The organism is Methylobacterium sp. PvP105 (assembly GCF_017876975.1).
Lineage (GTDB): Bacteria > Pseudomonadota > Alphaproteobacteria > Rhizobiales > Beijerinckiaceae > Methylobacterium > Methylobacterium radiotolerans.
This window is the reverse complement of sequence record NZ_JAGIPA010000001.1, coordinates 3654449-3679281: the sequence shown is the minus strand read 5'-3', so window position 1 is coordinate 3679281 and position 24833 is coordinate 3654449. Positions and strand designations below refer to the sequence as shown.

The 24833-nt window shown below is 70.5% G+C and carries 35 protein-coding genes; 2 read left to right on the top strand and 33 right to left on the bottom strand.

The annotated features are described in order from the left end of the window. Positions 1 to 104: 104 nt before the first annotated feature. Entirely contained in the window at positions 105 to 404 is a 300-nt protein-coding gene (locus J3A75_RS18060) for a hypothetical protein (RefSeq protein ID WP_209650597.1), read from the top strand. Beyond that, positions 404 to 628, top strand: a complete 225-nt coding sequence (locus J3A75_RS18055; RefSeq protein ID WP_209650596.1) for a hypothetical protein — start codon at positions 404 to 406, stop codon at positions 626 to 628. The genes J3A75_RS18060 and J3A75_RS18055 overlap by 1 nt, the downstream gene beginning before the upstream one ends. Here J3A75_RS18055 and J3A75_RS18050 read toward each other — a convergent pair. From J3A75_RS18050 to J3A75_RS17890, 33 genes are all read right to left on the bottom strand, one after another. Beyond that, the gene (locus tag J3A75_RS18050) at positions 592 to 2631 is read right to left on the bottom strand and encodes a hypothetical protein (protein ID WP_209650595.1); all 2040 of its coding nucleotides are present in this window, start codon (positions 2629 to 2631) and stop codon (positions 592 to 594) included. The genes J3A75_RS18055 and J3A75_RS18050 overlap by 37 nt on opposite strands. A 3-nt stretch (positions 2632 to 2634) precedes the next feature. Next, positions 2635 to 3816, bottom strand: a complete 1182-nt coding sequence (locus J3A75_RS18045) for a hypothetical protein (protein WP_209650594.1) — start codon at positions 3814 to 3816, stop codon at positions 2635 to 2637. A 489-nt stretch (positions 3817 to 4305) separates the two neighbouring features. Continuing rightward, the gene (locus J3A75_RS18040; protein ID WP_209650593.1) at positions 4306 to 5592 is read right to left on the bottom strand and encodes a hypothetical protein; all 1287 of its coding nucleotides are present in this window, start codon (positions 5590 to 5592) and stop codon (positions 4306 to 4308) included. Position 5593: 1 nt separating this feature from the next. Continuing rightward, a complete protein-coding gene (locus J3A75_RS18035) occupies positions 5594 to 6016 on the bottom strand; it encodes a hypothetical protein (RefSeq protein ID WP_209650592.1) in 423 nt (140 codons plus the stop codon). Then, on the bottom strand, positions 6016 to 6321 hold the full coding sequence (locus J3A75_RS18030; RefSeq protein WP_209650591.1) for a hypothetical protein: 306 nt from the start codon (positions 6319 to 6321) through the stop codon (positions 6016 to 6018). The genes J3A75_RS18035 and J3A75_RS18030 overlap by 1 nt, the downstream gene beginning before the upstream one ends. After that, positions 6318 to 7814 carry a hypothetical protein gene (locus J3A75_RS18025; protein WP_209650590.1) on the bottom strand — a complete coding sequence of 499 codons (1497 nt, stop codon included), beginning with the start codon at positions 7812 to 7814 and terminating at the stop codon, positions 6318 to 6320. The genes J3A75_RS18030 and J3A75_RS18025 overlap by 4 nt, the downstream gene beginning before the upstream one ends. A 1-nt stretch (position 7815) precedes the next feature. Continuing rightward, positions 7816 to 8469: a hypothetical protein gene (locus J3A75_RS18020; RefSeq protein WP_209650589.1), complete on the bottom strand. Its 654-nt coding sequence runs from the start codon at positions 8467 to 8469 to the stop codon at positions 7816 to 7818. Positions 8470 to 8476: 7 nt separating this feature from the next. Then, positions 8477 to 9160 (bottom strand): hypothetical protein, encoded by a 684-nt coding sequence (locus J3A75_RS18015; RefSeq protein ID WP_209650588.1) that lies wholly within the window; start codon positions 9158 to 9160, stop codon positions 8477 to 8479. A 4-nt stretch (positions 9161 to 9164) separates the two neighbouring features. Further along, positions 9165 to 9524 (bottom strand): hypothetical protein, encoded by a 360-nt coding sequence (locus J3A75_RS18010; RefSeq protein WP_122162288.1) that lies wholly within the window; start codon positions 9522 to 9524, stop codon positions 9165 to 9167. Next, a complete protein-coding gene (locus tag J3A75_RS18005) occupies positions 9524 to 9766 on the bottom strand; it encodes a hypothetical protein (RefSeq protein ID WP_209650587.1) in 243 nt (80 codons plus the stop codon). Before J3A75_RS18005 ends, J3A75_RS18010 begins: the two co-directional genes overlap by 1 nt. Before the next feature lie 91 nt (positions 9767 to 9857). Further along, on the bottom strand, positions 9858 to 10832 hold the full coding sequence (locus J3A75_RS18000; protein ID WP_043387899.1) for a DUF5309 domain-containing protein: 975 nt from the start codon (positions 10830 to 10832) through the stop codon (positions 9858 to 9860). A gap of 55 nt (positions 10833 to 10887) precedes the next feature. Beyond that, on the bottom strand, positions 10888 to 11898 hold the full coding sequence (locus tag J3A75_RS17995) for a hypothetical protein (protein WP_209650586.1): 1011 nt from the start codon (positions 11896 to 11898) through the stop codon (positions 10888 to 10890). A 32-nt stretch (positions 11899 to 11930) separates the two neighbouring features. Further along, positions 11931 to 12182: a hypothetical protein gene (locus tag J3A75_RS17990; protein WP_209650585.1), complete on the bottom strand. Its 252-nt coding sequence runs from the start codon at positions 12180 to 12182 to the stop codon at positions 11931 to 11933. Next, positions 12179 to 14296, bottom strand: a complete 2118-nt coding sequence (locus tag J3A75_RS17985) for a hypothetical protein (RefSeq protein ID WP_209650584.1) — start codon at positions 14294 to 14296, stop codon at positions 12179 to 12181. Before J3A75_RS17985 ends, J3A75_RS17990 begins: the two co-directional genes overlap by 4 nt. Before the next feature lie 104 nt (positions 14297 to 14400). Next, positions 14401 to 14901 (bottom strand): hypothetical protein, encoded by a 501-nt coding sequence (locus tag J3A75_RS17980; protein WP_209650583.1) that lies wholly within the window; start codon positions 14899 to 14901, stop codon positions 14401 to 14403. A gap of 7 nt (positions 14902 to 14908) precedes the next feature. Then, a complete protein-coding gene (locus tag J3A75_RS17975) occupies positions 14909 to 15346 on the bottom strand; it encodes a hypothetical protein (protein WP_209650582.1) in 438 nt (145 codons plus the stop codon). Positions 15347 to 15367: 21 nt separating this feature from the next. Further along, on the bottom strand, positions 15368 to 16933 hold the full coding sequence (locus J3A75_RS17970) for a hypothetical protein (protein WP_209650581.1): 1566 nt from the start codon (positions 16931 to 16933) through the stop codon (positions 15368 to 15370). Continuing rightward, on the bottom strand, positions 16926 to 17351 hold the full coding sequence (locus tag J3A75_RS17965) for a DUF2280 domain-containing protein (protein ID WP_209650940.1): 426 nt from the start codon (positions 17349 to 17351) through the stop codon (positions 16926 to 16928). Before J3A75_RS17965 ends, J3A75_RS17970 begins: the two co-directional genes overlap by 8 nt. A gap of 30 nt (positions 17352 to 17381) precedes the next feature. Next, positions 17382 to 18014, bottom strand: a complete 633-nt coding sequence (locus J3A75_RS17960) for a putative metallopeptidase (protein ID WP_245364415.1) — start codon at positions 18012 to 18014, stop codon at positions 17382 to 17384. After that, on the bottom strand, positions 18014 to 18280 hold the full coding sequence (locus J3A75_RS17955; protein WP_209650580.1) for a hypothetical protein: 267 nt from the start codon (positions 18278 to 18280) through the stop codon (positions 18014 to 18016). The genes J3A75_RS17960 and J3A75_RS17955 overlap by 1 nt, the downstream gene beginning before the upstream one ends. 3 nt (positions 18281 to 18283) lie before the next feature. Next, the gene (locus J3A75_RS17950; RefSeq protein ID WP_209650579.1) at positions 18284 to 18589 is read right to left on the bottom strand and encodes a hypothetical protein; all 306 of its coding nucleotides are present in this window, start codon (positions 18587 to 18589) and stop codon (positions 18284 to 18286) included. Beyond that, entirely contained in the window at positions 18589 to 18762 is a 174-nt protein-coding gene (locus J3A75_RS17945) for a hypothetical protein (RefSeq protein WP_209650578.1), read from the bottom strand. Before J3A75_RS17945 ends, J3A75_RS17950 begins: the two co-directional genes overlap by 1 nt. Before the next feature lie 115 nt (positions 18763 to 18877). After that, entirely contained in the window at positions 18878 to 19060 is a 183-nt protein-coding gene (locus J3A75_RS17940; protein WP_209650577.1) for a hypothetical protein, read from the bottom strand. Next, positions 19054 to 19281 (bottom strand): hypothetical protein, encoded by a 228-nt coding sequence (locus J3A75_RS17935; protein WP_209650576.1) that lies wholly within the window; start codon positions 19279 to 19281, stop codon positions 19054 to 19056. The genes J3A75_RS17940 and J3A75_RS17935 overlap by 7 nt, the downstream gene beginning before the upstream one ends. Continuing rightward, positions 19278 to 19439, bottom strand: coding sequence for a hypothetical protein (locus tag J3A75_RS17930; RefSeq protein WP_209650575.1), 162 nt, complete (start codon positions 19437 to 19439; stop codon positions 19278 to 19280). Before J3A75_RS17930 ends, J3A75_RS17935 begins: the two co-directional genes overlap by 4 nt. 8 nt (positions 19440 to 19447) lie before the next feature. Then, positions 19448 to 20221 carry a recombinase family protein gene (locus J3A75_RS17925; RefSeq protein ID WP_312892604.1) on the bottom strand — a complete coding sequence of 258 codons (774 nt, stop codon included), beginning with the start codon at positions 20219 to 20221 and terminating at the stop codon, positions 19448 to 19450. 174 nt (positions 20222 to 20395) lie between these two features. Then, entirely contained in the window at positions 20396 to 20635 is a 240-nt protein-coding gene (locus J3A75_RS17920) for a hypothetical protein (protein WP_209650573.1), read from the bottom strand. A gap of 191 nt (positions 20636 to 20826) precedes the next feature. Continuing rightward, positions 20827 to 21924, bottom strand: a complete 1098-nt coding sequence (locus tag J3A75_RS17915) for a hypothetical protein (RefSeq protein ID WP_209650572.1) — start codon at positions 21922 to 21924, stop codon at positions 20827 to 20829. A gap of 95 nt (positions 21925 to 22019) precedes the next feature. After that, complete coding sequence (locus tag J3A75_RS17910) at positions 22020 to 22367, bottom strand: hypothetical protein (RefSeq protein WP_245364416.1); 348 nt, start codon at positions 22365 to 22367, stop codon at positions 22020 to 22022. A gap of 28 nt (positions 22368 to 22395) precedes the next feature. After that, complete coding sequence (locus tag J3A75_RS17905) at positions 22396 to 23052, bottom strand: hypothetical protein (RefSeq protein WP_209650570.1); 657 nt, start codon at positions 23050 to 23052, stop codon at positions 22396 to 22398. Between the two features lie 95 nt (positions 23053 to 23147). Further along, positions 23148 to 23453, bottom strand: a complete 306-nt coding sequence (locus J3A75_RS17900; protein WP_209650569.1) for a hypothetical protein — start codon at positions 23451 to 23453, stop codon at positions 23148 to 23150. Then, on the bottom strand, positions 23450 to 24112 hold the full coding sequence (locus J3A75_RS17895; RefSeq protein WP_209650568.1) for a hypothetical protein: 663 nt from the start codon (positions 24110 to 24112) through the stop codon (positions 23450 to 23452). Before J3A75_RS17895 ends, J3A75_RS17900 begins: the two co-directional genes overlap by 4 nt. 4 nt (positions 24113 to 24116) lie before the next feature. After that, positions 24117 to 24830, bottom strand: a complete 714-nt coding sequence (locus J3A75_RS17890; protein WP_209650567.1) for a hypothetical protein — start codon at positions 24828 to 24830, stop codon at positions 24117 to 24119. Positions 24831 to 24833: the final 3 nt, after the last annotated feature.

The window sequence follows — 24833 nt, the reverse complement described above, 5'->3', positions numbered from 1 at the left end:
CGCTATGGATGATCGCGCAGGCAGCAGCGACATGGTGCTCCATGTGGGTCCATGCGGCGGAAGCGGGAGCTCTCTATAGGTGCGTGGCGGAGGATGTCCGGCGGTTGGGTGAGGATGGAAGGCTCGGCAGCTACCCAGATGATCGCCCAGCCCGCGACGCCCTAGGTACGCTCATCGTTGATACCGATGCCGGCACCATCCGTGGACCTCTCGGCGTTGCTCAATGGCACATTGTCCAGCAGGGAGGCGACAGTAGTGATTTTGTCGCTAGTCCGGGATTGTCACCCAGCAGGATGATCACCGACTTCATTCGCGTTCGCGCCTGGAAATCGGAGACTAATGTGACGTTTTTCCGCGTTGGTCTAACAACCGTTATCAGCGGCCGCTGCGAGGCGATCCGCTGATGCGCCGCTGGCCCGAGATCCTGCTGACCCTCGTCCTGTTCGCCGCCGCCATGGCGGGGGTCTCGTGGGTCGTTAACGCGACCGTGCCGGGTGCGGTGGACTGGGCCTGGGATCGCTTCGGCGGGTTCGCGTCCTGGGCGATCTTCCTGGTGCTAATGGCTGGGTGCGGCCTCTACGCGTGGCGTGGTCACCGTACGGCGGGCAAGAACCCGAACGGCACGTAAGCCCGCGCCCGATCAGCCTGCGAGACCGTCGCGGCCGTCGTCCCGATCTGCGCCGCGCGCCCAACGCCACTCGCCATCCGCTCCGCGGCCTGCCGGGCCCCGATTGCCTCCAGCAGGGCGTCGAGCTGCTCGCCCTGGCGGCGAGTCAGCGCCTCAGCAAGTTCCTTGTTGCGGGCGATGTCGCGGGCCCGGCCAGCGGCGTTGAGGCCAGCCTGTGCGCCCTTGATGCCGAGCTTCGCAGCCTGCGCGGCGAGGCCCGCCTGGACGCCGCCAACCGCGGCGGCAACAGCCGGCACGGCATCGGACGCCGACGGGCGCACGTCGCGGGGCGCGAGGTCAGCCGCGGCTGCCGTCCGCTGCGCTGTCTGCGAATTCCGCACGATGTTCTGGTGTGTCGCGTCGAACGCAGCCTCACGGTCGACGGCCGCCGCCATGCCCGCGGTCGGCTCCTCACCGAATACGGTCCCCATCCGGGCGCGGTTGTAGTCTCCCTCGCCCATCAGCGCCTTCCGGAGTGCCAGCCGGTCGTTGAGCTGCGTGCCGACGAGGCGGTCGACCTCCGTGCGTAGGCCGAGACGCTGGGCCTGCTGCACCTCCGGCGTCATGGCCGCGGTGTCGGCGGCGACCTGGGCGGGGCGGGCCGCCTCGCGACCCCCGTTGAGCAGGCGCTGCCCGGCGTCGAAAGCGTCGCGCTGCTGGAAGAAATGCTGCGCCGTCCGGTTCGCCTCGGCGTAACCTGGCACCTGCGCTTCGAGGGCATCGTTCACGCCCGAGCGCACGGCTGACAGAGCGCGCAACTCGCTCGCGGCGGCCGAGCCCTGCTGCGCCTGGACGTGCGCGATCATCGAGTCCAGCGCTTCCTTTGCGTTGTGCAGCGCCTCGGGGCGCCGGTCCGGCACAACCGCACGGCCGAGACCCGGCACCTCCTGCTCGGCGTGGAGCAGCCCCCAAGCGCGGCGAAGCGCCAGCTCGGCACCGCCCTTCTCTTGCGCGCCCATGCGCCCAATCGTCTCCAGCACGGGGGACGTGTCGACCTGGACGGGCTGACCGAGCGCCTGCTGATAAAGAGGCGGCACGGCCTCGCGATAGGCGTTCTGCCACTCGGCAGCAAAAGCGGCCGGGTCCATTGTCGGGCCGAGATGCTGATCAACATCGGCAGCGAGCCGGGCATTTGCACCCGCCGCACGCTGGCGCAGCGGGTCGACGATGGCTTCCCGGGTGTCGGGCAACACGGCGAGGCCCTGCGCACGGCCCTCGAACGAAGGCGAGGCGTCGAGCAACATCGCCTCGGGGCCGAGCTCGCCCAAGCGCACCCGCACCGCGCCGGTCCCGCCGGCGTTGGAGGTGTCGGCCGCCAGCTTCTCCATGGCCGGTGCGCCCATGCCAGCGGACGGGACCGCACGCATGCCCACAGCCTCGGCGATCTTGCGGGCGCCGGCGCCAACTGCTTGCCCGAGACCGGGGGCGGCAGCACCAAGGGTTGCGCCCGCGACACCGCCCTTCAGCGTCTCCTTGGCATCACCGCCACTACGAACGGCGGCATCCGCCGTGCCGAGGATGCCACCAGAAAAGGCCGAGGCCGCCGAACGGGCCATGAGGCCACCGGCCCCCGCCCCGAACGCGGCCGGCGCGGCCAGGACGAGGGGCGCGGTGCCGACGATGCCGCCGCCGATCCCGCCCGCCGTCTCGGCGATCGGGTGCTCGGCCGCGACCTCGGCGCCGTAGCGCTTCGCCCCGTCGACCTCGTCGGAGTAGCGGGAGTCGTTCTGGACAGCGCGCACCGCCGCGTCGGCGCGATCGATCCCGGCCAGTGCGTACGGGCCGACGATGGGCAGACCGTTCACGACGCCGCGGGCGAAGGCGTTGAGGGCACCGTGCGCGCGGCCGCCCTCTGCCGACGCGGGCGCATCGTCCTCGACGAGCGTGCCCGAGAACCGCGGGCCGGCCGGAGCCGGTGCCGCATCGTCCTCGACGAGGGTGCCGCTGAAGCGGGGTCCGGCCATGGATCAGTTCTTCCGGTAGCGGCGGCCATCGGAGGGGTCGACGTACATCGCCCCCTTCGGCAGGGCATCGAAATCGGCCTGGGAGCGCGGGGCCGCGATGCCGCCGGGCCCACTCGCGCCGGTGGCGCCGTCGGACCGCTGCGTCGCCGCGGCCTGCGCCGCCGGGAACAGCGGGTTGGCGCCGGCATACTCCTCAAGCTTCTGATCGAAGCCGGAATCCAGGCGACCGCCGTTGTTCGCGGCATAGTCCCGGGCCAGCTTCGACACCGCCTGCTGCCGCTGCGCGAGAGAGCGGGCGATCGCGATGAGTTCGAGGTTGCCGGCCTGGCTCTGGGCCAGCGTCGGCGCGGTGCGGCCGATATAGTCGCGGTCGGTGTTCGAGATGCCCGGGCCGAGCGAGCCGCCGAGACCGTCGAGCACGACCTTGTTGGAGAGGGCGTCGAATACCTCGGTGGGCTTGGTGTAGTTCGCGTCCTTCACGCCCATGGCGACGAGGAACTGATTGGCCCGCTTCACCGTCTCCGCGCCCGTGCCGGAGTAGAAGTTCGGGTTGCGGGCCGCCTGCTCCATCAGCGCGAGGCTGTTGAGGGTGTTGCCGGCGTTCCGGCCCTTGGTGGCTAGGTCGACCTGATAGTCGCCGTACGCCTTGCCCACGGTCGCGTCCTGCGCCTTCTCGGCGCCCATGTTGATCGTGGTGCCGGTCGCGTTGATGGGGCTGATCTTGCCGTTGGCGTCCTTCTGGTAGGAGCCCGCAGGCAGGCCAAGCGCCACCCGGTCGGCCTCGGGGACCGGGGTCACGGTCTTGTCGTCGTCCTTCTTGAGCGCGATGGTTTCCTGGCCAGTCCGCTCGTTCCGGTTCCACCGGTTGCCGTCAGCGTCGGTGTACTGCTTGTACAGCTCCGTCGGCGGCAGCACGCCCTTGAACAGCTCGTTCATGAAGGCGCTGTTGCCGCCTAGGGTGAGCGCCTGCTCCGGGCTGATGCCGGGGATCTTGCTCGCAACGTACTGGGCGTTCCCGGAGAGTTGGCGCTGCTCCTGCGCATCCTTCCGGACCTTCAGGCCGAACTCGGCTCTGGCGAGGTCGGAAGCGGCGCGCTTCCCCTCGTTATCCTGGTAGTTCTTCAGCCCGGCAGCGACGCCACGCCCCCAGCCCGGCGTCGACATCAGCCCCATGCCGATCGACATCAGCAGATCGCCGCCGCCATTGGAGTTGAGGTTGCGCAGGCCGTCGCCGATCCTGTCGAGGAACGAGGGATCCGCGGCGGACGGTGCTGCGGCTGATGCTGTGCTGGACGAAGCGGCCGGAGCGGTTCCAGTCGTCGCCGGGGACGCAGGGGCCACCGGGGCCACAGGGGTATCCGGCGCCGCGGGAGCCGCAGTCGGCAGCCTGCCAAAAGTCAGCGGGCGAACCGGGGGCGTCGGCATGGCGCGCGCGGCGGGCGCGCCGGTCTCGGGCTCCGGCTGGGCGGTGGCAGCCGGCGGCACGATGGTTCCCGACGTCCCGGAGAAGCCACCCTGGCCGCCCAGGCCGGACCGGTCGAACAACAGCCCATCTACTGGAGAGGGGACGGTCGGCTGCTGCGAACGAGCGACGCGGGCGAGATCGTCCGGCGAAAGGCCGGCGAACTGCGGTAGGGCGCCGAACGGGATAATGCCTGCGGCCACGGCTCGCTCCTACTTGCCCATGAACTTCGACGCGACGTTCGCGCTGGCGAGGCCGGCGCCGAACAGCGACTGCAGCACGCCCGGCTGCGGGATCTTCTGGACGGTCGTGCCGCTGGTCTGCGAGCCGAGACCCGCGATCGGGTTGACCAGGCCCGAGTAGAGGCCGAGCTGCTTCCAGGGCGACGCCTGCTGCTCGTCGAAGACCTGCTGGGCAGTGTCGAGCTGCTGCTGGCGGTCGGCATCGAGGGCGGCACCGACACCGGCCAGGGTCAGTCCCGGGCGCTGGAGGTTGTCGATGTTCGTCCCGACCATGCCGAGGCCCTGGAGCGCCGCGGCCCTGTCCGCCTGCGCTGCGGACAGCTTCAGGCTCGACTTCGACATCTCGTTCTGGATGTTCTGGTTATCCAGACCGGCCAGTGCGGTCGCGCCGCCGAGCGCCGTCGTGTTCGTGTCGTTGTAGAGCCCGGCCCCGGATAGCGCGAGGCCGGCGTTGACCTGCTCGGCGTTATTGATCGACCCGTAGAGCCCCTGCTGGAGGCTGGTCCGGGCGTTGCGCGAGCTGTCGATCGCCGTGGCCGCCTGCGCCTGTCGGGTGCGCTCGTTATCGTAGTCCGTGTACCGCGCCTGCGTGGCGATCCCGCCGAGGGTGTCGGCGATCGTCGCCGCGTAGCGGCCCGAGCCGCTGCGGCCCGCCGCGCCCATACGCTGCGCGATCTGCGATGCCGCCTCGCCCTGGCTCCGGCCGATCACCGCGTCGAGGTACGGGTTCGCCCCGCCCAGGAACTTGCCGTCGGCGGCATCCTGCAGCGACTTCTCCGTCTGCGTCTGGCCGGACAGGCTGTTGAGCAGGCCGGTGTAGCCGTCGGTCGAGAGGTTATAGTCGCCCCGGGTGAGCGCCCGCGCCGTCGAGTAGGCGAGGTTGTTCGGGTCGGCCATCTGGTCGGCGAGCGACGAAACCCGGGACGTGTCGATCTTCCCGATGCTGTCGAGGCCGGAGAGCGCGGACTGGATGCCGGAGGTCGTGCCGCCGTTCTGGAGTAGGCCAGTCAGGTAGCTGTCGCCGGCCTTGGCCGCGCCCTGGCCCGCGCTGGCGCTGCCGGCGATGCTGTTCAGCGCATCGAGCGAGACATCCCCGAGGCCGGCATAGCGCTGGCCGCCGTAGACCTGCGAGCCGACGCCCGAGTTGTACGCCGCGGTCGCACCGGAGAGCACGCCCTGGAGCGCGGGCTGTGCCGGCGCCCACGGGTCGTTGTTCTGCTGCTGGACCGTGGTCTGGGTCTTGGTACCGCCGCCCATGTCAGGCCCCGATGCGCTTGGTGAAGTGGTGGCCGAGCTCACAGGGCGCGGCGGTGTAGTCCGGCAGCACGCGGGCCCAGCCGCGGCGGCCGACGAACTCGACGGTGGTGCAGCCGAGCCGGGCCGCGCCGCGCTCGACGGCCGCGATGACGGTGCCCCACGGGCCGGCCGCGCGGCCACCGAGCGACAGCACCCAACAGGACAGCCGGCCGCCGCGGTGCTGGCGGACCTGCGTCACGCCCGCCGCTACGAACCGATCGCCCTCGAAGATCCCGACGAGCTGCGCCTGCCCGGCCGCGCAGGCCGCGAGCAGGCTAGGCACGGTCAGGTCGCAGCGGGGCAGGGCGCAGGCGGCGCCCAGGCATGCCTCGACGTGCTCGGCGAGGTCAGGCGCGAGCGGCATCAACAGGGGCTGGAGGCGCATCAGGCCCGGCGCATCTCGAAGCGGAAGGTGCGGTCCGTGGCCGAGTTCAGATCGTGCCCCACGGTGAAGCTGCGGCGGTCGGCCGAGACGAGCCAGAGCTGCGCCTTCGACGCGGATTCCGTGATCGGCACCCAGCGCGGCAGGGCGCCCGGGCCACAGTTCTCGCAGGGCACGACGGTGCGCGAGACGCCGTTGGCCAGGGTGAAGGTGCTCGACGCGATCGCGTTGGTGGCGCCGCGCGCGAGGTCGTCAATCGCGCGGCTGAAGAGCGACAGGTCCTTCTCGTTCCGGCCGGGGACGTTCATCGCGAGCCCTCCGCCGTCGCGTCCGGCTCGATCGCCGAGACGTAGGACCAGGTCGTGCCGGCCGGGATCCGCACCCGGGCGCGGTGATAGCGGCCCGACGCGCGGGTCGGCGCGATCCGCTCCACGGTCGGGGCGGTCTCCGGCAGCCAGCGCACCGGCGCGGAGGCGGCGAGGCTCTCCCGGACGCCGATGGCCACGCGCCAGTCATCGGCATCCGTGTCCAGCCGGGCCCCACGCAGGAAGGCCCGGTTCGGCCGCGCCAGCATGGCGTCGGGGGTCTGCACCACCGCCTCCAGCGGGGCGCCATCGAGCACCGCCAGCCGGTTGTCGGTCGTCATCACCGCGAGCAGCGTCGCGCCGCCCTGGTACATCGGGTCGTCGAGCGAGGGCTGGACCGGATCGTCGATCGACCCTTCGATGCTGTCGACCGAGGTGTCCGGCGTGGCCGCCGACATACCGAAGCGGATCGGGGTGTTGAGGAACGACCAGCGGTCGAGCAGCCAGTCGTACAGCAGCGCCTCGCCCAGGAGCGACGGGTCCGCGGCGTCGGTGCCGGCGAGCCGGTAGGCGAACAGGATCCGCTCACCGGTCGGGTCGCGGAACGCCACCGTCATGCCGACCCGCTCCGGATCGACCCGCCCCTGGAAGAACCGGTTCACGCGCTCGGCGCCGATCGGCTGCGAGGGGCCGCCGCCGATCACGAGGGCATAGAAGCCGTCCCGGTCGAGGAAGAAGATGCGCGGCCCGACCTTGGCGATGCACCAGGGCGCCACCGCGCCGCGGTTCTCCTCGAGGACGGAGCAGTCGAAGATGTTGCCGGAATCCGGGCTCAGCGTCATGCGCCGGATCGCCCGCTCCTGGAAGATCACGCCGTACTCGCCGCCCGCGAAGCCGGTCACGGCGCCGCCGTCGGGGAGCTGCTGCTCGTCGGCCTCGTGACCGTCGAGGCCGAGGCCCCACTGCTCGATGTCACCGCTGTCCGACCAGCGGACCGACTGCGGCTTGTCCGGCAGGCCGGCGAGCACGAGGAAGTCGCCGACGACGCCCATATGCCGGGCCCGGGGCGGGTTGCCGAGGAGATCCGTGAACGGCTGTGTGCCGGCCTGGACGACGTCGATGGTCGCCTTCTGCACCGGGGTGCCGGCCGAGCAGGCGAGCAGCAGGGTGCCGTAGACCGCGAAGGACCAGTAGTCCCCGGGCGGCACGCTGTAGGGCGTGTTCGGGTTCGTCACCTCGTGCCACGCCTGATCCGTCGTCCGGTAGACGAACAGTCCCTTCGAGGTACCCGCGACGTAGATCGGGAAGTTGTAGGTCGGGGAGAACACCGCGATCGCGCCGCGGCACTCCGCCGGCAGGGCGAGCGACAGCGGCACCGGCGCCAGAACCGGGCCGTACCCGTCGGAGCGCGGCACCACGTTGGTGGCGACCGCCGAGACCGATGCGTCGACGGAGGCCGTGTCGGGCGCGAACGGCGCCAGCTTGATCGGGTCCATGCTACTCGGGCCGCGCCACGGCCTGCGTCGAGGCCTGGAGCTCGGCCGGGCGGCCGGTGCGCTTGGCCACCTTCGCCGTGTCGGCCTTGATGCCGAGCGCGGCCAGGACCTGGAGCATCAGGCCGGTGTGCGCCTGGACCGCGGCCGGATCCTTCTGGAACAGGTAGGCCTCCGCCAGGACGGCGTAGAGGTAGGCGTCCGGCGCCTTGGCCAGCAGCCAGTTCTTCGGCGCGTCGGAGGTCAGCGGCGGGATCGCGGCGTAATAGGCCAGCGTCACCACGCCGGGCTTCTCCGGCACCATGCGCACCTTGCCGGCGCGGATCGTGAAGTACTGCGGGTCGCCGCCGGGACGGTGCCGGAAGCGCGCCTCGGGGCTGTCGGCCTCGGCGAAGGTCGGGCGCGCCGTGCGTCCGGAGCCGACCCACGACACGGCCAGCCACTCGATGAAGTCGGTGGGAAGGTCCATCGCGGCGACAGGCGTCGCGGCGGTGCCGCCGCTCACCTCCGCCTCCATCTCGCGCGCGCGCAGGATCGCGTTGAAGTGGCTCTCGGCCAACGCGATGAAGCCCGGCACCGCGTCCACGAGGTCGGGGCGGGCGATGTAGTCCAGCACGGCGGCCTGGAGGCTCGCCAGATCGGTGATCGGTGCGGCCATCAGCGCCTCAGGGGGTCGGCTCGGTGCTGCGCATCCGGGACCGGCCCCAGCGCGCGTCGCGGTCGAGGTCCTTCAGGTCCGAAATGCCGGCCTCCAGCATGGCCCGCCACGTCACCATGCGCGTGTCGTTGCGCAGGAACGGCTCGGCCTCCAGCAGGGCGGCGTAGAGGTAGAGGTCGGGGTTCTTGGCCAGCAGCCAGTTCGACGGCCGGCGGTCGCTGAGCGGCGGGATGCCCTGCCGGTAGACGAGGTTCACCGAGCCGAACGAGGCCGGCCGCACGCGGAGGAAGGCGTTGTCGAGCCCGAACTGCCACGCGTCGGTGGAGTCCGGCACATCGTCCAGCGGGATCGACCCGAGGATCGTGAACACGCCCGCCGCGAAGCCGGTCCCGCCGTAGGGCAGTAGCGGGTCACGGAAGAGCGACGCGGAGGCGTGGGGCGGCATGTAGTCCAGCCGCTCGCCACAGGGGCCGGTGAGCGAACGCCACGCCCGGTAATCGTCCGGGAGGGGCGCGGCGCCATCTACGAGCGCCAGCGACAGGGCCGTCTCGTTGTCCGCGAGGTTCAGCCGCCGATCGAGACGGACCTCGGCCAGACGGATGAACGTCGGGATCCGGGACCGCAGATCGGCACGCTCCAGGTAGTCTTCGAGCGTGCCGGTGAGGTCGTCGAGATTGTCGAAGCCGGCCATCGGATCAGATCCGGCCCGCGCGGGTGCGGAAGCGGGCGTGGTTGCTGTCGTTGAGCCAGCGCGACAGGTAAGCGCGATCCTGCTGCACGATCGCCGGCGCCAGCCGGTTCGACCAGATGTGCATCGGCACGCGGGCGACGAGCGCCATGTCGCCGAACGGCCGGTTCAGGTTCTCGACCTGGAGCGTGGCGTTCTCAGCTAGGATCTCGTCGACCGGCATCACCTCACGGATGCGCAGCTTGCCGCCCTCGTCGAGGGCCCAGACCTGCTTACCGGTCAGCGGATCGTGGTCGATCAGGCACCAGTCGCCGTCGAACACGAGGTCGGATTCCGCCACGACGGCGGAGGTCGCGGCGGACTGCATCAGGCGACCTTCGCGCGGTCGCGGCGGCCGATGCCGGCCTCGACGACGTCCATGGCCTCGTCCACGCCCAGCTCGGCGCTCTCGCCGGCGCGAACGCGGTACTCCTGATCCTCCGGCAGGTCGGCCGGGCGCGGGCCCTTCGGCCAGTAATCGCGCTCCATCAGGACGATGACGGTGGGCGCCGGGGCGGCGGCGGGCTTGTCGGCCGGCTTGGCCGCGGTCGGGTTCGAGGTATCGGCCACGCTGGCCTCCGGGTTCGAGGGGTGCGGAAAAGCGAACGGGGCGCCGGTGAGGGCGCCCCGCTCAGGGTCGTCTCAGGCTGTCAGCCGAGGATCAGGTCAGGTCCTCGATCGTGCCGTGGGCGGCCTCGTTCGAGACCTCCAGGGTGTACTCCGTGAGGAGCATCCGCTTGGTGGCGTCGCCGGTCTGGGCCGGCTTCACGACCTGCATCGGGCGCAGCCACGCGAGCTTCACCATGGAGGGGTCGATCATCAGCACGCGGTTGGCCACGAACTGGCGGTTCGGCACCGCGGACAGCGGACCGAAGTCGCCGACGTAGACGTCCGCGGCGGCCACGATGGTCGCCGCCTTGTTGCCCGTGTCGCGGCGCTGCTGGGCGATGCCCGGGAAGGCCGAGAACTGGCGCTTGTAGGCGACCGGCATCATCAGCATCGAGGGATTGCCGCCGGCCGTGTAGCAGGACTGCTGGATGTCCTTCACCTGGCTCTCGGCGAAGGCCCGCGCCGTTCCGGCGGTCGGAGCGACCACCTGCCCGGTGCCCTGATTGAAGCCGCCGTTGGCGCCACCGGCACCGCGGGAGACGTTCGTCACGAGCCAGGACGGGAAGCCGCCGAGCTTGCGCGGGGTGTTGGTGCCCCCGTTCGAGGTCGAGCCGCCGGCGTTGGAGGCCTGCGCGGACAGGAGGATGGCCTCCTCGTCCTTCTTCAGCTCCTTACCGGCCTTCAGGCTCTGGTACTTCACCTCGGACTTGCGGCCCGCCTTGTCGACGGCCTCCGCGGTGCCCGAGACGATGATCGGCTTGCGGCTGATCTGGCAGACGTTGCCGACGCGGATGGTGCCAGCGCGCTGGGTGTAGGAGAACTCGTCGCCTTCCAGCTGCGCGTTGGTCGTGTCGGCCGGCGCCAGGGCGTCGGTCTGCCACTCGTGCTTCACCGCCTTGGCCTTGCCGCGCCCGATGTTCGAGATGAACGGCGTGTCGGCCTTGGAGATGTTGTAGATCGCGTCCTGGAGGTCCTCGCGCTGGCCCTTCTGGACGTAGGTATCGAGGGTGCCCGCAACCTGGGTCATGATGTCCTCGGAGAGATGATCCGCCGGCGCCCCTCAGGCGAACGGACGGCTCGGGTCAGGAGAAGAGGCTGTCGTCGAGGAGTTCGGCGGCTGCCTCGATGGACCCGTCGCGCTCGAGCCGAGCCCGGGCCGATGCGACCGCATCCGCGCTCCGGGTGCCCGGGGCCTGCCTCGCGGCGGCCCGGATCGGAGGAGCGGCCTGCGCGCGCTGGACGGCGGCGGGCTTCTTCGCCTGCAGCTCTCGCCACTTCGCAGCGTCGGACAGCACCAGGAGGGCCCGGTGATCCTGGATGCCCCGCACGTCCTCCGGGCTGAGCCCGTAGTGCGCGCCTGCGGCCTCGGCCTTCGCGAAGAAGGCCTTGTGCCCCTCGGGCGTCCGGAGTTCCGGAACCTTGGACTGGAGCGTCCGATACTCGGTGGCGAGCGCCTCGCGTTGCGCCGTCTGGGCCTGCTCGTCCGCGGCCTGCCGCTCCTGGTCGGAGCCGGCGTTGGCGGTCTTGCGTGCGTCGGCGAGCTTCTGGAGCTCGGCCATCGCGGCCTTGTAGGCGCGATCCTGCTGCATGTAGCCGACCACGTCCGTGTCGATCAGCGCGGGGTCCGGCTCCGGGGGGAGGTGGGCCTTCACGATGTCGGTGGCGAGGTCGAGGATCGACGCGAGCTGCTGGCGGTCGTTCGTGACGGTGGTGCGCTCGGCCTGGAGGGCTTGGCGCTCGGCCGCCACCTCCTGGGTCTTGCGCGTGTAATCGGCCTGGCGGAGGTAGCCGTTCTGCACTTCCTGGAGGGGTATCGCCTTCCCGTCGATGACGACGGTCTGCGGTCCCTCGGCGGTGGGCTCGGGCTGCTCGGGTTCGACCGTCGGCTCCTCCTCGGTCGGCTCGGGGGGCAGATCGCCCTCCGGCTCTTCCTCGGTGGGGGCCTCTTCTGCGGCGGGCTCTTCGCCACCCTCGGGGTGCTCCTCGGCGGAGTCCTCGAGCAGCTCGAACGCGTCGTCGGGAACAAGGTCCGCGGCTGCGGACATGTCGAGTTCACCAGTCTCGGCCGGGGCCGAGGTGTTGGCATCGCTCATCGGTCAACTTTCAGAGGTGGATGGCCCCGCCCTCAGGCGAAGGAGGGCCCGGGGCGGTCGCTCAGCGCGGCGTTGGTCACGATGGACTCGACGTGCCGGCGGACGGCTCTGACGGCCTGAAGGAGGGCCGTGTGTTCGATCAGCGCGGCCGGGTCGGCCACGTTGGCGCGGGCGAGGGCGTCGACGGCACCGGCCTCGATCTCACCCAGCGCCTCGACGAAGGTCTCGTCGGCGAGGAGGGCCTGCGCACGCAGCGCGCGGGAGGCGGGATCGCGGTCGCTCATCCCTGCCTCGGAATGTCGGTCTGGGCCGGCGAGTGCATCCCGGCCAGGATCTCTGTGCCCTTGAGTTGCGCCTCGAGGCCCATCTCCTCGCGGCGCAGGGCGAAGTCGCGCTCCAGCCGGTCACGCTCCAGCGCCTCTTCCGAGACCATGCGCTCGCGCTCGATCTGGATGTGCGCCTCGGCTCGGGTGCGGTCGCCCTGTACCTGCGCGGCGATCTTCTGCTGGTCACCCTGGACCTGGGCCTGGATCTTCGCGACCTCGGCCTGCGCGCGGGGATCCTGCTGTTGCGGACGGCTCGCCATCCACTTCGCGAAGTCCTCGTCCGACACGTCGGCGAAGTAGGTCTCGGGCGCCTTCAGCCCGGACGCCTCGACCATCTTGTGCAGGGTCTTCACGTACATCGACGGCGTCACGACCGGGTTGTCCGGGCCGAGCTGCTCGATGATCTTCTCCTGCCGGGCCGCGACACCGGCCAGCATCGTCAGGTCCCGCTCGCGCGAGCCGGTGCCCATGCCGATGTTGACCTCGACGTCCATCGACGCATTCCAGGCGCGCGGGTCGAACTCCACCCACTGGTCCCGGAGCCGGATCGTCCGCGGCCGGTCCTGATTGCGCACGATGATGCGCAGGATCTTCGAGAACAGCTTCTTCACGCCGAGCTTCGCCATGTTCCGGGCGATCAGCTCGACGCGGGCATAGCTGGCATCGTGCTCCAGTTGCTCGGCCGTGGCCGTCTGCGGCTCCAGGGCGGTCGCGTCGAGCGAGGCGGTGGCGCCCGACACGCCGGTGCGGCGCTGGGCGATGCCGTCCACCGCCTGGATCGCGACGAGGATCTTGTCGGCGATCTGCGGGGTGACGACGTCCCGGACCGCGCCGGCCTTCTTCACCCGGATAACGCCGCCGAAGGTCGGGTTCAGCACCTCGTCCGGGTTGATGATGTCGTCCTGGACGGCCTCGCGCTGCGGCCGGTTCTGCGCGTACGTGTTGTCGAGGACGCCGCGCCAGAGCGAGGTCTTCACCCGCATCAGGTCCATCACGTCGTCGGCGATGGAGCGGCCCATCCAGCGATGCGGGACCACCTGCGGGGTCAGGTCCGCGAACGGGCGATCGTCGCTCCACTCCTCGTTCTTGAGGAGCTTGCGCCCGCCCGCCCCGCCGGCCGTGACGACCTTCCTGGATTCCGCGATGCCGTCGCCATCGCAGTCCGCGAAGACGTAGGCCTCGACGATGTCGATCTCGGTGTTCGCGCCCGAGCCCTCGGCGCCGACACCGGCATCCTGCTCGCGGTCGACCGTCTCGGACGGCGCACCATCGGAGGCCGGCAGCGACCACACCAGGTCGCGCTTGTAGCCCTGCTTGAGCAGGTCGGACCGGGTGAGCTTCGTGCGGTGCCAGACGCACCGGGCCGTGTCGACCGACTTCCCCCGGCGCGAGATGCCGAAGTCCTCCGGGGGCACGTTCTCGATCACCAGCCGGCCGGACGAGGTGCGGCGGCGGATCTTCACATCGTGCAGCGGCAGCGGCACCGACTGGCCCGTGGCCGGATCCTGGACCATCTGCGGACGCTCGGCGTAGCCGACCACCTCGACGTCCGGATCATCGAACAGGATCACGAGCTGCTCGTCGGAGAGCCCCGTGAACTCCTCGGTCTCGGTCTCCGGCGTCGGATCCCAGTAGGCCTTAACGATGCCGTTGCGGACCTGGAGGGCATCCATGATCCAGGTCAGCAGGATCAGGTACCCGTCGCAGTCATTCGCCCAGACATGGTTCACGTAGTCCGTGGCCTGGTCGGCGCTCTTCTCATCGCCGGGGCGGGCCGGGCTGTAGACCGCGACGCGGTCCGAGCCGTCGAAGACCCGCATCAGGCCGGGCAGCATGGTCCCGATGATGTCGGACACGTCGCGGGACACGACCTGGGATCGGCCCTTCTCGGCCGGCAGATCCCGCACGACGCCGTCGAAGTACTCCAGCGCGGTCTCGCGGTCGCCCTTGGCCGAGCCGGTGCGACGCTCGCCGTTCGCGGTCAGGTCGTTGTCGAACGACACGCCGCCGGCGATTTCCTCGTCGATCAGGCGCAGCAGATCGCTGTCGCTGACCGCATCGGTGCGCGCCATCGAGGATCCTGCAGATTGTAGAGGGTGACAACGAGACGGGGCAGCGCCCGCACGTCTCGCGGCGATAGCTCTCTGACGGTGTTCGCCCGTCGGGTCAAGCGGTTCTACTGCGTCGGCTCGCGCGTGATCACCATCACGGCGGCATTCGCGGCCGGGGTGGCGAAGGGGCTCACCAACAGCCCGGCGAGCGACGCCAGGGCGCCGGGCAGCGTCGTCGAGGTGGACTGCCAGCACTTCCCCGAGGCGGCCGTGGCGGAACGCGCTGCCACGTTGCACAGGATCGGGAGCGACCCGGTGTTCACCGGCAGCGGGTTCACCACCGGAGCCGACGAGGTGAAGCCGCGCGCCCAGGTTACGGACCATGCGCCGTTCCCGTCGGTCTGGACGTTCGCCGCCTGGACCGATGTCGGCCGCGACGCGTCCTTCGGGACGTAGCAGTTGGCCGAGCCCGCCGAGCCGTTCAGCGTGTCGGCCATCGGGATCGCGCCGCAGGGCGCCGGCATCTGGGCGCGGGTGGCGTAGGCCGACAAGTCGGTCGGCGTGCCGGACGGTCCCGCCGCCAGGGCAGGGCCGCACGCGAGCAACAGAGCAACGAGCGCACGCACGACAGTCTCAGTAGCTCATGACCGCGACGGAGCCGCCGGCCGCCGAGCACGCCACGAAGATCGCGGCCTTGGTCCGGCCGGCGTCGTCGAAGGTGAAGGCTTGCCCGGCCGCCAGCGGGTAGCCGGTGCCGTAAGCGGTCGCGGCCGGCATGATCTCGCAGGCCACGGCACCGATGTTCGACACCGTGCGGCGGTTGGCCGGATCGGCGGCCGAGACCTGCACGCCGGTCGTGCCGATGCCCGTCGTCCGGGCGACCGAGAACGAAGCTGAGCCGCCAGTGGTGATGCAGAGCTTGCCGATCGCGTCGACGACGAACCCGGTGCCGTCGCCGGACGTCAGCACCGGGCCGGCGCAGCCGGAGAAGACGCGCGCCTGCTGTGCCTCGGCCGGGGCGGCGCAGGCGAGCGCGAGCATCCCAGCCAGTGCGAGGAATCGGAGCTTCATGGAGAGGTCCAGTGCTGCGGATCAGGAGATCCAGGCGGTGCTCGGCGTGCCCCAGTCCTGAGGCTTGGTCTCGATCACCGGCTCGGCGAAGGTCAGAGCGACCGCGTCCCAGAGGTCCGGCGAGGGGATGCCCATCGAGCGCATCTTCTCCTTCGACCAGAGCTGGATGTACCCGCGGCTGTTGTGGCTGTAGCCGGTCGAGCAGGCATCTGCCTGCAGCTCGTCGTCATCCGGCACATCGACGCCGGCCGGGTCCATCAGCCAGTCGAGCGAGTTCAGCCAGATCTCGGCGCGGCGGTTCAGCGGGCCGGGCAGCTCCTCGTCCGTGGTCGGTGAGACCCGCGCGGGCTGGAGGGGCGCGCCGCCGAAGTTCACCGGCACGACGATGTTGCGGCCCTCGGGGCCGTACCCACGCTCCACCAGGATGTCGTAGACGCCGGCGCCGTAGCCGCCGGTCACGTCAATGAAGCACTTGATCGGGCCGTCCCGGTCGATGTGGCCCGCGACGTAGTTCGCGCTCTCCGGGATCGACAGACCGGGCTTGCCGCCGGCCCAGAGCACCTTGCGGCCGCGGCGCTTGGCCAGTGCGTGGCGGTCGCCTCCCTGGTGCGCCGGATCGTACCCGAAGACGAGGGGGCCCGAGGGCTGCACGGTGCGCTTGCGGGCGGCCACGACCAGCTTCGAGCTGATGAGGCCGTTCGTGTTCGCCATCTGGAAAGCCTCGGCCGCGTTGGCGGGGTATTCCTGCCGGAACAGGGTCTCGCCCAGGTCCGCGATCTTCCGGCGCCGCCAGAACATCTGCTCCGCGTCGAGCCCGTAGGCCTCCGCGTAATCGACCTCGGACTCGCCCTGCTCATCCGGGTCGGGCGACAGCGTGAAGTCGGGCGGCGGGGCCTTCCGATACTCGTCCTGCCAGAACCACGGCACGAAGATCGCCTGAAACTCGCTCTCCCCACGCTCAGCCTTGCGCCACTGCTGGTGGAAGTAGTTCCCGACGCCGTTGGCCGTGCTCTCCAGGATCACCTCGGTGCCCGGCTCATCAGCGATGGCCTGCAGGATGCCCGACGCGTGGCTCTGCGCGTGCGGCCAGAACCCGACCTCCGAGCCGTGGAAGAGTTGGAGCGTGTTACCGCGACCGACCGCCTTCGAGCCGGCCGTGCCGACCTTGTAGCCGCTGTCCAGGCGATCGAAGAGCAGCTCCTTCGCGTTCGCCGCGCCGGCAGACGGGCGCACCAGCGACGGGCAGTGCTCGTGATAGCGTGACACCATCTCGAACAGCGCGGCCGTGGAATCGTCCTGGTGCGTCAGGATGAAGGTCCGGACGCCGCGCTTGTGCGTCGTGCGCCAGAAGAACCGGCCGCCGATGTAGGTCGAGGCGCCCTGCTGCCGTCCCTTCAGGATCAACGCCCGGACGCTCCCCGACGTGCGGAGCTGCTCCTGGAGGCGCTCGTGGATGTACTGCTGCGCCCGGTTCAGCGTGAACGGGACGATCTTGCCCGACTTCGTCCGGATGCGCAGGCAGCGGGGCGCGTAGTGCTCGAAATCGTCCTTGAGGCGCTGGCGTATCTCGCGCTCGCGCTCACTCAAGGTCGCCGAGAGCGTCCTCGTGGCTGCGGACGGTGTGATTGGCATCGATCCGCTGGCGGTTGGTGAAGACGTCGCCGACCTCCTTCGCCGCCTGGACGACGAGCTGGGCGGCCAAGGCGATGTTGCCCTGCGTCTCGGCGCGATCGGCGAGGCGTTGGAGCGTTCGGAGGCGGGTCACGCGGTGCGAGATGCCGATCGACGCCGTGTCCTCGAGGAAGGCCTCGCGCGTGACGCGGAACAGCTCCCGGAGGTGCTCGCCGAGGTTCTGGCCCGCCCGGCGCTCCGGATTGTAGGACTCGACCTGCTGCGGGGAGACGGTCTCGTTGAACTCGGCCTTGACCGCCTTCACCACCACCGAGGGCGGGTCGAAGCACGCAAGCTGCTGGACGATGAAGGTTTTCACCTCATCCGAGAGCACGTTCACGGCTGCGAATCCGTCAATCCAGGATCAAACTCGGCGCCCGCAGGTGCCGCATGCGCCGACGATGTCCGCCTCGCACACGATCGGGGGCCGGTTGGCCGCCTCGACCAGCGCCGCGGTCTGGCCCGCCGCGGCACCGACGCCGTAGCGCGCGACGACGCCGACGAACTCCTCGACATCGTGGCCGCGCATCGTGAAGATCGGCCGGCCCGTCGCCTTCGAGAACCGCGGGGCGCCCCAGGCGTCCTTCGCCTGCGCGCAGTGGTAGAGCTCGTGCTCGACGAGGGAGCAGAACGTGGCGTCGTCGGCCTGGTCCGCGAAGCCCGCGTCGAGCGTAATCATGAAGTCCGGGACGAGGCCGAACCACGCCTCGACCTGCTGGAAGAACCGGGCCCGGGCCCACTTCCCGCCCTGGATGGACGGGATCTCGGCCTGCCCGACGACACCGTTCCCGCCGCGCGCGTTCGGCACGGACGTCCACATGAAGCCGAGCGTGGCCTCGCGGAGGTGCGCGTGCTCCTCGTTCAGCAGCACCGCATCCTCGCTGATGAAGGCGGCGCGGGCCCAGGCTTCCAGCTCGGGCGCCGGCTCGAAGGGCAGCGCCGTGAGGGCGCCTTCCTGGCCGAGCAGCCGCTCCGGCGGGCGAGGGCGGGCCAGCATCAGAGCGCGCGGACCCGAGCTTCGAGCGCGGCCGGGACGTGCCACGCGCCGTCGGCGCCCTGCACGAGGTCGATCACCTCCGGGCCGTCGAAGCGGGAGGGCTTGCGCGGCTCGGCGGGGCGCATCGTGCGGAAGTCGAAGGTGTCACCGGCCCGTGAGGCGGTCCGGGCCTGGGCGCCGTTGATCGCGTCCCACTGCGCGTAAGCCTGTGCCTGTGCTTGCTGCCGCAGCAGCTCGGCGAAGTAGGCATCCCGGGTGCTCGCCATCGCTCAGCCCTTCCGCCGCTCGCAGAACGTCTTGTGCGTGCCGCCGGCCGGCAGGCTCAGATGCGTGGCCAGCAGCGTGCCGACCATCGGGCACTCGGTGACCAGTGCTACCGGCTGGGTGAGCACGTCGAGCGCGGTCTCGCGGGTGCAGTCCGGTCCCTCGACGCCGGCCGGGCAGGCGAGGGCGCCGGCCAGGAAGCCGGGCTGTGCGGCATGCGCGGGGCGATCGAACACCCACACCCAGGCCCAGCCAGCAACGAGCACCAGCAGGATGCCGGCAGCGTGCCGGAGGCCGACGATGCCGCGCATCAGTGCTTCGCCTTGGACGGCATGTCGCCGAAGAGGAGCGTCAGGCGCTCGGCCGAGACGCGCACGTCGTCGGGGACGGCAGGCCGGACCAGCACGAAGGAGGCCGGCCGGCGCGGGCGTAGGGCTGCCGCGGCGATGCCGGCGAGCAGGACGGCGGCGCAGAGGCGGGGCATCAGTGCTCGTAGCCCTTCGCGATCACGGACAGGATCAGGATCGCCACACCGGCGGCAGCCGTGAGCGCGACGAGGGCGGCGATGCCGCCGATGACACCGGCAACGACGGACATGCTCATCTCCCCTGGTGGACGCCGAAGCACCGAAGCGCCTCGTCGTAGGACAGCTTCGCGATGGGGCCGGCCGGTGCGCCGAGGTCGGGGCCGGACGTCAGCTCGCGCTCGCCGCGGTGGACGATCGGGGCAGCGGCAGCCGACTGACCGCGGAGCAGCCAGCGGAGGACGAGGCGCTTCAGCATGGCCGGGCTCGCAGCATCGCCATGGAGCGGCGGACCTCGAACTCGCCGGCCCGAGCCTCGTCGTACGGGGTCTCGGCTGGGAGCTGGACCGGCGCCGGGATCAGGCCCTGGCGGCGGAGGTGGTCGCCGTAGGCTTGGGCCGCCGGGTCGCGCTGGAGGCGCTGCGCATGACGAAGCGCCCGGTCCGCGTCGGCCGAGGTGAAGTCGGGGCGTGCGGTCACGCGAAGGCCTGGCGAAGCGCCGACGCGAACGCGGGCCGGGCAGCCTCGGCGTCCTCGCGCGTGGCGAAACCCTCCTGGACGAGGCCGCCGGCGAGGCGAGCGCGCAGCAGGAAGGGACGAGGCCCGGCGGAGGGCTCGTGGACGAGTTCGATGCGCATGGAGGCCTTCAGCCGATGATGGCTTCGTGGGTCCCGGGCTGGAGCACGTGCTGCTCGGCGCCGGTCCAGGTGAACAGGTACTCGACCGCCCCGCGGTACTTCGGGTTGTCGAGGACGTAGCCGACCGTGTCGTGCCGCCACCGGCGGCCGGTCGGGGAAGGGATGCCGTCGCGGTTCAGCCCCTCGGCGATCGCCTGGAGGGTTGCCCGCGGGCGCTTGCCGCGGCCCCGCTCCCGGAAGATGCGCCGGACGATCGCCGCCTGCTCCGGAACAATGACAAGGCCGCCGGCCCGGTCGGTGGCGTAGCCGTAGGGGACCCGGCCCCCAGCGAAGCCGCCGCGGCCCGCCTTCGCCAGCTTCCCGCCCGCGGTCCGGTCCCTGATCGTGAACCGCTCCGATTCCGCCATGCCGGCGAGGATCGCGAACACGGTGCGCCCCATCGGCGTCGCCGTGTCGATCGGCTCGGTGACGGACCGGATGCCGACCTCGTGCGTCTCGGCGAGATCCGCCACCGTGGTCACCGCGTACCGGATCTCGCGGGCGAGCCGGTCGAACCGGTAGACCAGCAGCACCGAGAACTTCCCGTCGGCCGCGAGTTGCAGGACCTCGCCGAAGCCGGCACGGTCGGCGGGCCGGGTCGCCCCAGAAACGCCCGCGTCGGTGATGACGGCGACGAGCTCGTAGGCCTGGCTCTCGGCGAAGGCGCGAAGGGCTCGCTCCTGCGTCTCAAGCCCGAAACCGTGAGCGGCCTGCTCATCGGTGGAGACCCGGAGGTAGGCCACCGCCCGGGTGGCCAGAACCGCCTTCGCGGCCTCTTGGGTTTTTATTCTGCCCCGGGCGCGAGCGGTTCGCCGCGACCCTGAAATCGCGGGTAAGTCACTCATTTTACTGCGCTATTTACGCTGTCGGAGCGGTTCTTGCGGAAATGTCTTGGTAATTCCGCATCGACCTACAAATCAGGCCGCCCGGCGCCGCCTCGCGACGGTGAACGGCTTGCCCTTCTCGCTCACGCCGGACTGGCCGAACGTGCGCTTCTCTACGGTCCCGAGCTGAGGGCGGAGCTGGCGCACGAGCGCGGCGATGCGCTTGCAGTGCGAGTCCTTGGCTTCGAGGTAGTCCGCCTGATCGCGGAAGCGCCGCCGGCAGAAGGCCGCGGCCTCCTGCTCGATCGCGGTCACTGTCGCATGCGCGCTCACGCGGGTGCGCCCGGCTGGATCATGGTGAAACGACCATATCGCGGAACCGCTGCCGCGTCTGCCGGAGCAACGCCTAAGCTGTTGAGCGGGTTCGGTGAAGTTGGGCCCAGACACACAGACGCCCGGCGGCTTCTCAGCCCCGGGCGCGCGTCTCGCTTCATATAGATCCCTGCCGTTTCGCCCGTCGGGTGTCAAGCCGGGGCGGTTTCGGAGACCTCCTCGTCCGCGGCCCGAGCCTTCAGCGCGGCGACCCTGCCCGGCACCGTGTCGGCGTCGGCGGAGTAGATGTCATCCGGTGCATAGCGCCGGGCGCCCTCCGCGGTGTGGAAGTGATCCGTCACCGATTCCAGCAGCCACCGGAAGCGATCCCCGACCCGGCCGACGCCGCGGTCACCACCCCCGACCGTGCACGAGGCGTAGGTCTTGAGGGTGTGGCCCTCGACCAGGATGGCCTTGAGGAATCGAACTCCGATCCAGCCGATGACGCCAGCGAGTTTCTCGTCGAGCTGCGTGACGGCGCGAACCCGGAACAGGTGCCGCAACATCCCCATCTCGCGAGGGGCGAGGTCCTCGCCAGACTGGCCACCGGGGAGGATCCCGTATTGTGCCAGCCGGTCCAAGCGGCCGTCGACCTCGGATCGATCGCCGACCCACGCGGCCTGGAGGAGGCGGCCGACGGCGAACTCCTGATCGCTGATCCGATTGGCCGAGTGCTCCATGGTCAGCACGTCGAGCTGCTTGTTGACCTGAACCTCGACGAAGCCGCCGAGCTTCGTCGGATCGGTGACGATGCGGCGGCCGGGCTTGATCGCGGTGTCCCGCTCGACGTGCGGGTTGAGCTTGAGCCGGCGCCGCTGCTGGTTCGCACGGTGCCGTTCCTGCGGCGTCTCCAGCTTCCGGCGCGCCCGAGCATCGGCTTCCCGCTGCTGGATGCGCCCGATCACGACCTTGCAGAGGTCCTTCGCCCGCTCGTTCTCGGCCGCATCCTTCGCGGCGAGCCGCGCCTTCAGCTCGTCGTTGTCGGCGCGCTTCTCGGCCAGATCCGCCTGCTCGGCGCGAAGCACGGCAAGGCGGTCGACACGGCGCTGAGACCGGCGGATCGTCTTCGTCAGGCGAACGACCTCGGTCTCGTGCGCAGCCAGGACCTCCTCGGAGGCGCCGGCATCGCGGTCTCGCGCGAGGCGAGCCTGGCGCCGCTCCAACGCGGCGGCATGACGGGCGACAGCGCCCGGCGGGTGAAACGCCGGCGAGCCGGCGAGGGTGATGGCCTTGGTCCTGGACGCTGCCACGGTGGTACCCCTTGAGGCGGTCGACCTTCCGTCGATCCGTGACACCTGATCTGCGTCCCGTTTTTGGACACACGCAAGCGTGATCTATGCCTGCGTCACTCCGGCGTGCCTGTGACCTTTGCGTTCCAGGCATCGGCGAGGCGATGGCACGCCCGCTTCCGGCGCCGGTCGAAGGTGCGCCGCTGGACGCCGACCTCGGCGCAGTAGTCCGTGACGGTGCCCCCGGGGACCTCGCGCAGGAGGCGGAGCCGGCGGTGGCGCCGGATCCGCCGCCGTGCCTTCGCCCGGGCCCAGGTGAGGAGCGCGATCCGCTCCGGGCTGTCGAGGCCGAGGACCTCGGCGGAGAAGACGATCCAGTCGAACGTCGCCCGCATCTCCTGAGGGTCGTTCGGCTGGAGCCGGTTCGGCCGGACGCTGAAGATGCCCGAGCTGGTGAAGGCCATGAACGCCGCTACCAGCCACCGCTCCACATCAGCCGGCGCGAACGGAACGCTCTCTGACCTTCGATTCATCTCGTGGAGTCGTGAGCGCCCGATGAGGATCCCACCCGGCGACCAGACGCTGGCGGACGGTGGCGGTCGAAACGGGCGCCTGTTCGCAGGCGTCCAGAAGAAGCATGTGCTCGCCGTTGTGGTCGACGAACCTGTTAGCGCGCGTGTTGCGCATCTGCTCTGACCACGTGGCCCACCGGCAATTGCCCGGCTCATAGTTCCCGTCGTTGTTCACGCGCTCCAGACTATGATCAGAAGTCGGTCGCAGCCCCATATCAGCAATGAAGTTGTCCACCGATGCGACCCAGCGCTCGCAGACGCGAATGCCGCGGGCGCCATAGTTACAGTACGCAGCATCCTCAGGATCGGTGCAGCGCTGGATCATATGTCGCCAGATGCCGTACTCGGATGTTCTTGAGAGCCCGTGGCGGAAATTGCCGTTGCCGGTTCCGCGGCGAGAACAGCCGCAACTCTTCGTCATGCCCCGCACAACATCGCGCACGCGCAGGTCTTTCTCGACGCCGCAGGCGCATCGGAACAGGAACCGCTGAAGGCTGGATTTCGGGTCCCGAGGTCGAGGAGCGATGGCGGTGAACAAGCCGAAGCGGTCTCCGGGGCTGACGGCGATACGATTCATGGGCTGCTCCTCATTCGTCCGCGCACGTCATGGCCGGCGGGTCTGGGCCTTCGATCCTCAGCGGGTTCGCCATCAGCACCGGACGCGGATACTCCTCACGCAGCCGATCGGCCGAAGAGGTCAGCCGCCGGCGGGTCAGCGCGGGCGGGCGCGGCCGGCATCTGAGGCACCGCCACGCGCGCCTCGACGATCGCGCGGCAATCCGGATCGGCGCACGACCACATTCCGTCGGAGCGATTCCGGAAGACGCCGAAGCCGAACGAGGCGCCGAACACGCCGCAGGACGCGCAGGTTCGCTCGATCCCTCCCTTCGCCGCCTGCTCTGCGGCTTCTTCTGCGGCCAGCCGATCCGCCTCGCGACGCCGCAGCTCCGCCTTCCAGATGTCGGGGCGCTTGCTCATGCCGGCACCCGCTTGCGGTCGAGGCTCGCCATGAGGTGCGAGACGTCCAGAGTGCGGAGCGGCGCCACCATCTCGGCATCAGAGGGACGAGGGATCGCCGGTGAGGAGCCGCGCTCTGCCCTGCCGGCGATGAGCAGGCTGTTCGGCGCAGCCGCGATGTCGTCGAGCACCTTCTGGCGCTCGGCATCGGAGATCGGCCGGTACGGCACCGCGTCGAGGACCTCCACCAGCCCGGCGATCTCCGCGTGGATCTCGTCGAGCGACCGCCTCGTCTCCGCGGCGAGCTGCGGCGGCGTCGGGCAGCGCTCCCCCGCCCACGGGAGCAACGTCTTGCCGGCGAGGAAGCGAGCGGCGGCCTCACGAACGGCCCACGTTGGCAGCTCGGCCAAGGCCCGGACGTAGAGGTTCGCCGTGGCTCGCGCGCCGTCGGCTGCCACGCCGAAGGTCGGGAACGCAGCCAGCAGCGCCAGGACGACGTCGCGCTTCGCCACCTGCCCTGGCCTCGGATCCTCGCCATCAGAGAGGCCGGCACGGAGCAACGCGAGACGGTTCACCATCACGCCGCGGTCTGCCGCGGTCGGGGCTTGGTCCGACCGGATCGCAGGCGGCACGCCATAGCCGCCGCTGCGGTCCAGGCGGTTGCGGTAGATCGCGACCACCACGTCACCGGCCCGAGTTGCGGCCGCCGGCCGCGAGGCGATGGACGTTTCCGTGTTCTGAGTGCTGGTGGCTGGAACCTGGGTCATGGGAACCCCCGTGGTCGTCGAGGAGAGCGTCGAGGAAGCCGTTGCCGGTGCCGCGGCGGGCAGGGGCGTCTCGGGGGCGGCCCTGGCGGCGGGTGGATTCGCGGAGGCGGTTCCGAAGCGTGGCGAGCCAGTCGAGCTTCATGCCGCGGACGCCGGGAACGCCGACCCAGAAATCCTGGAACTCGGCCAGTGCCTCCTCGACGTCCCGACCGGTGAGGCCGGCATCGAGGCAGGCTTGCCGGGCTTCCGGCCGGAGACCGAAATCGACCGGGATGCGGGTGCCCCGATGCCGGTCCGCCCCCTTGGGGGCAGAGGACCCTTTAGGGTCCGAGGGGGAATCCCCTGGGGGTGTAGTTTTAGGGGGTGCGGGGGACCTTTTAGGGGGCGTAACGCCGTTACTCGCGTTATCGGCGTTACTTCCGTTACGTTCGCCGTTACGCGCGTTACGCCGGGCCCGGAAGGCGGCCTGCCGGAGCCGGTTGCCCTCGCGGTTCGCCTCGATGCGCGCGCGCTCCGCCTCGGCCGCCGTGACATGCTGACGGGCCAGCTCGGAGCGAACGACGACGAGGATCTGCTCCGGGCTGATGCCGGCAGCGACCATGGCGTCGATCATCTCTGCGGTGACGGCCATGGC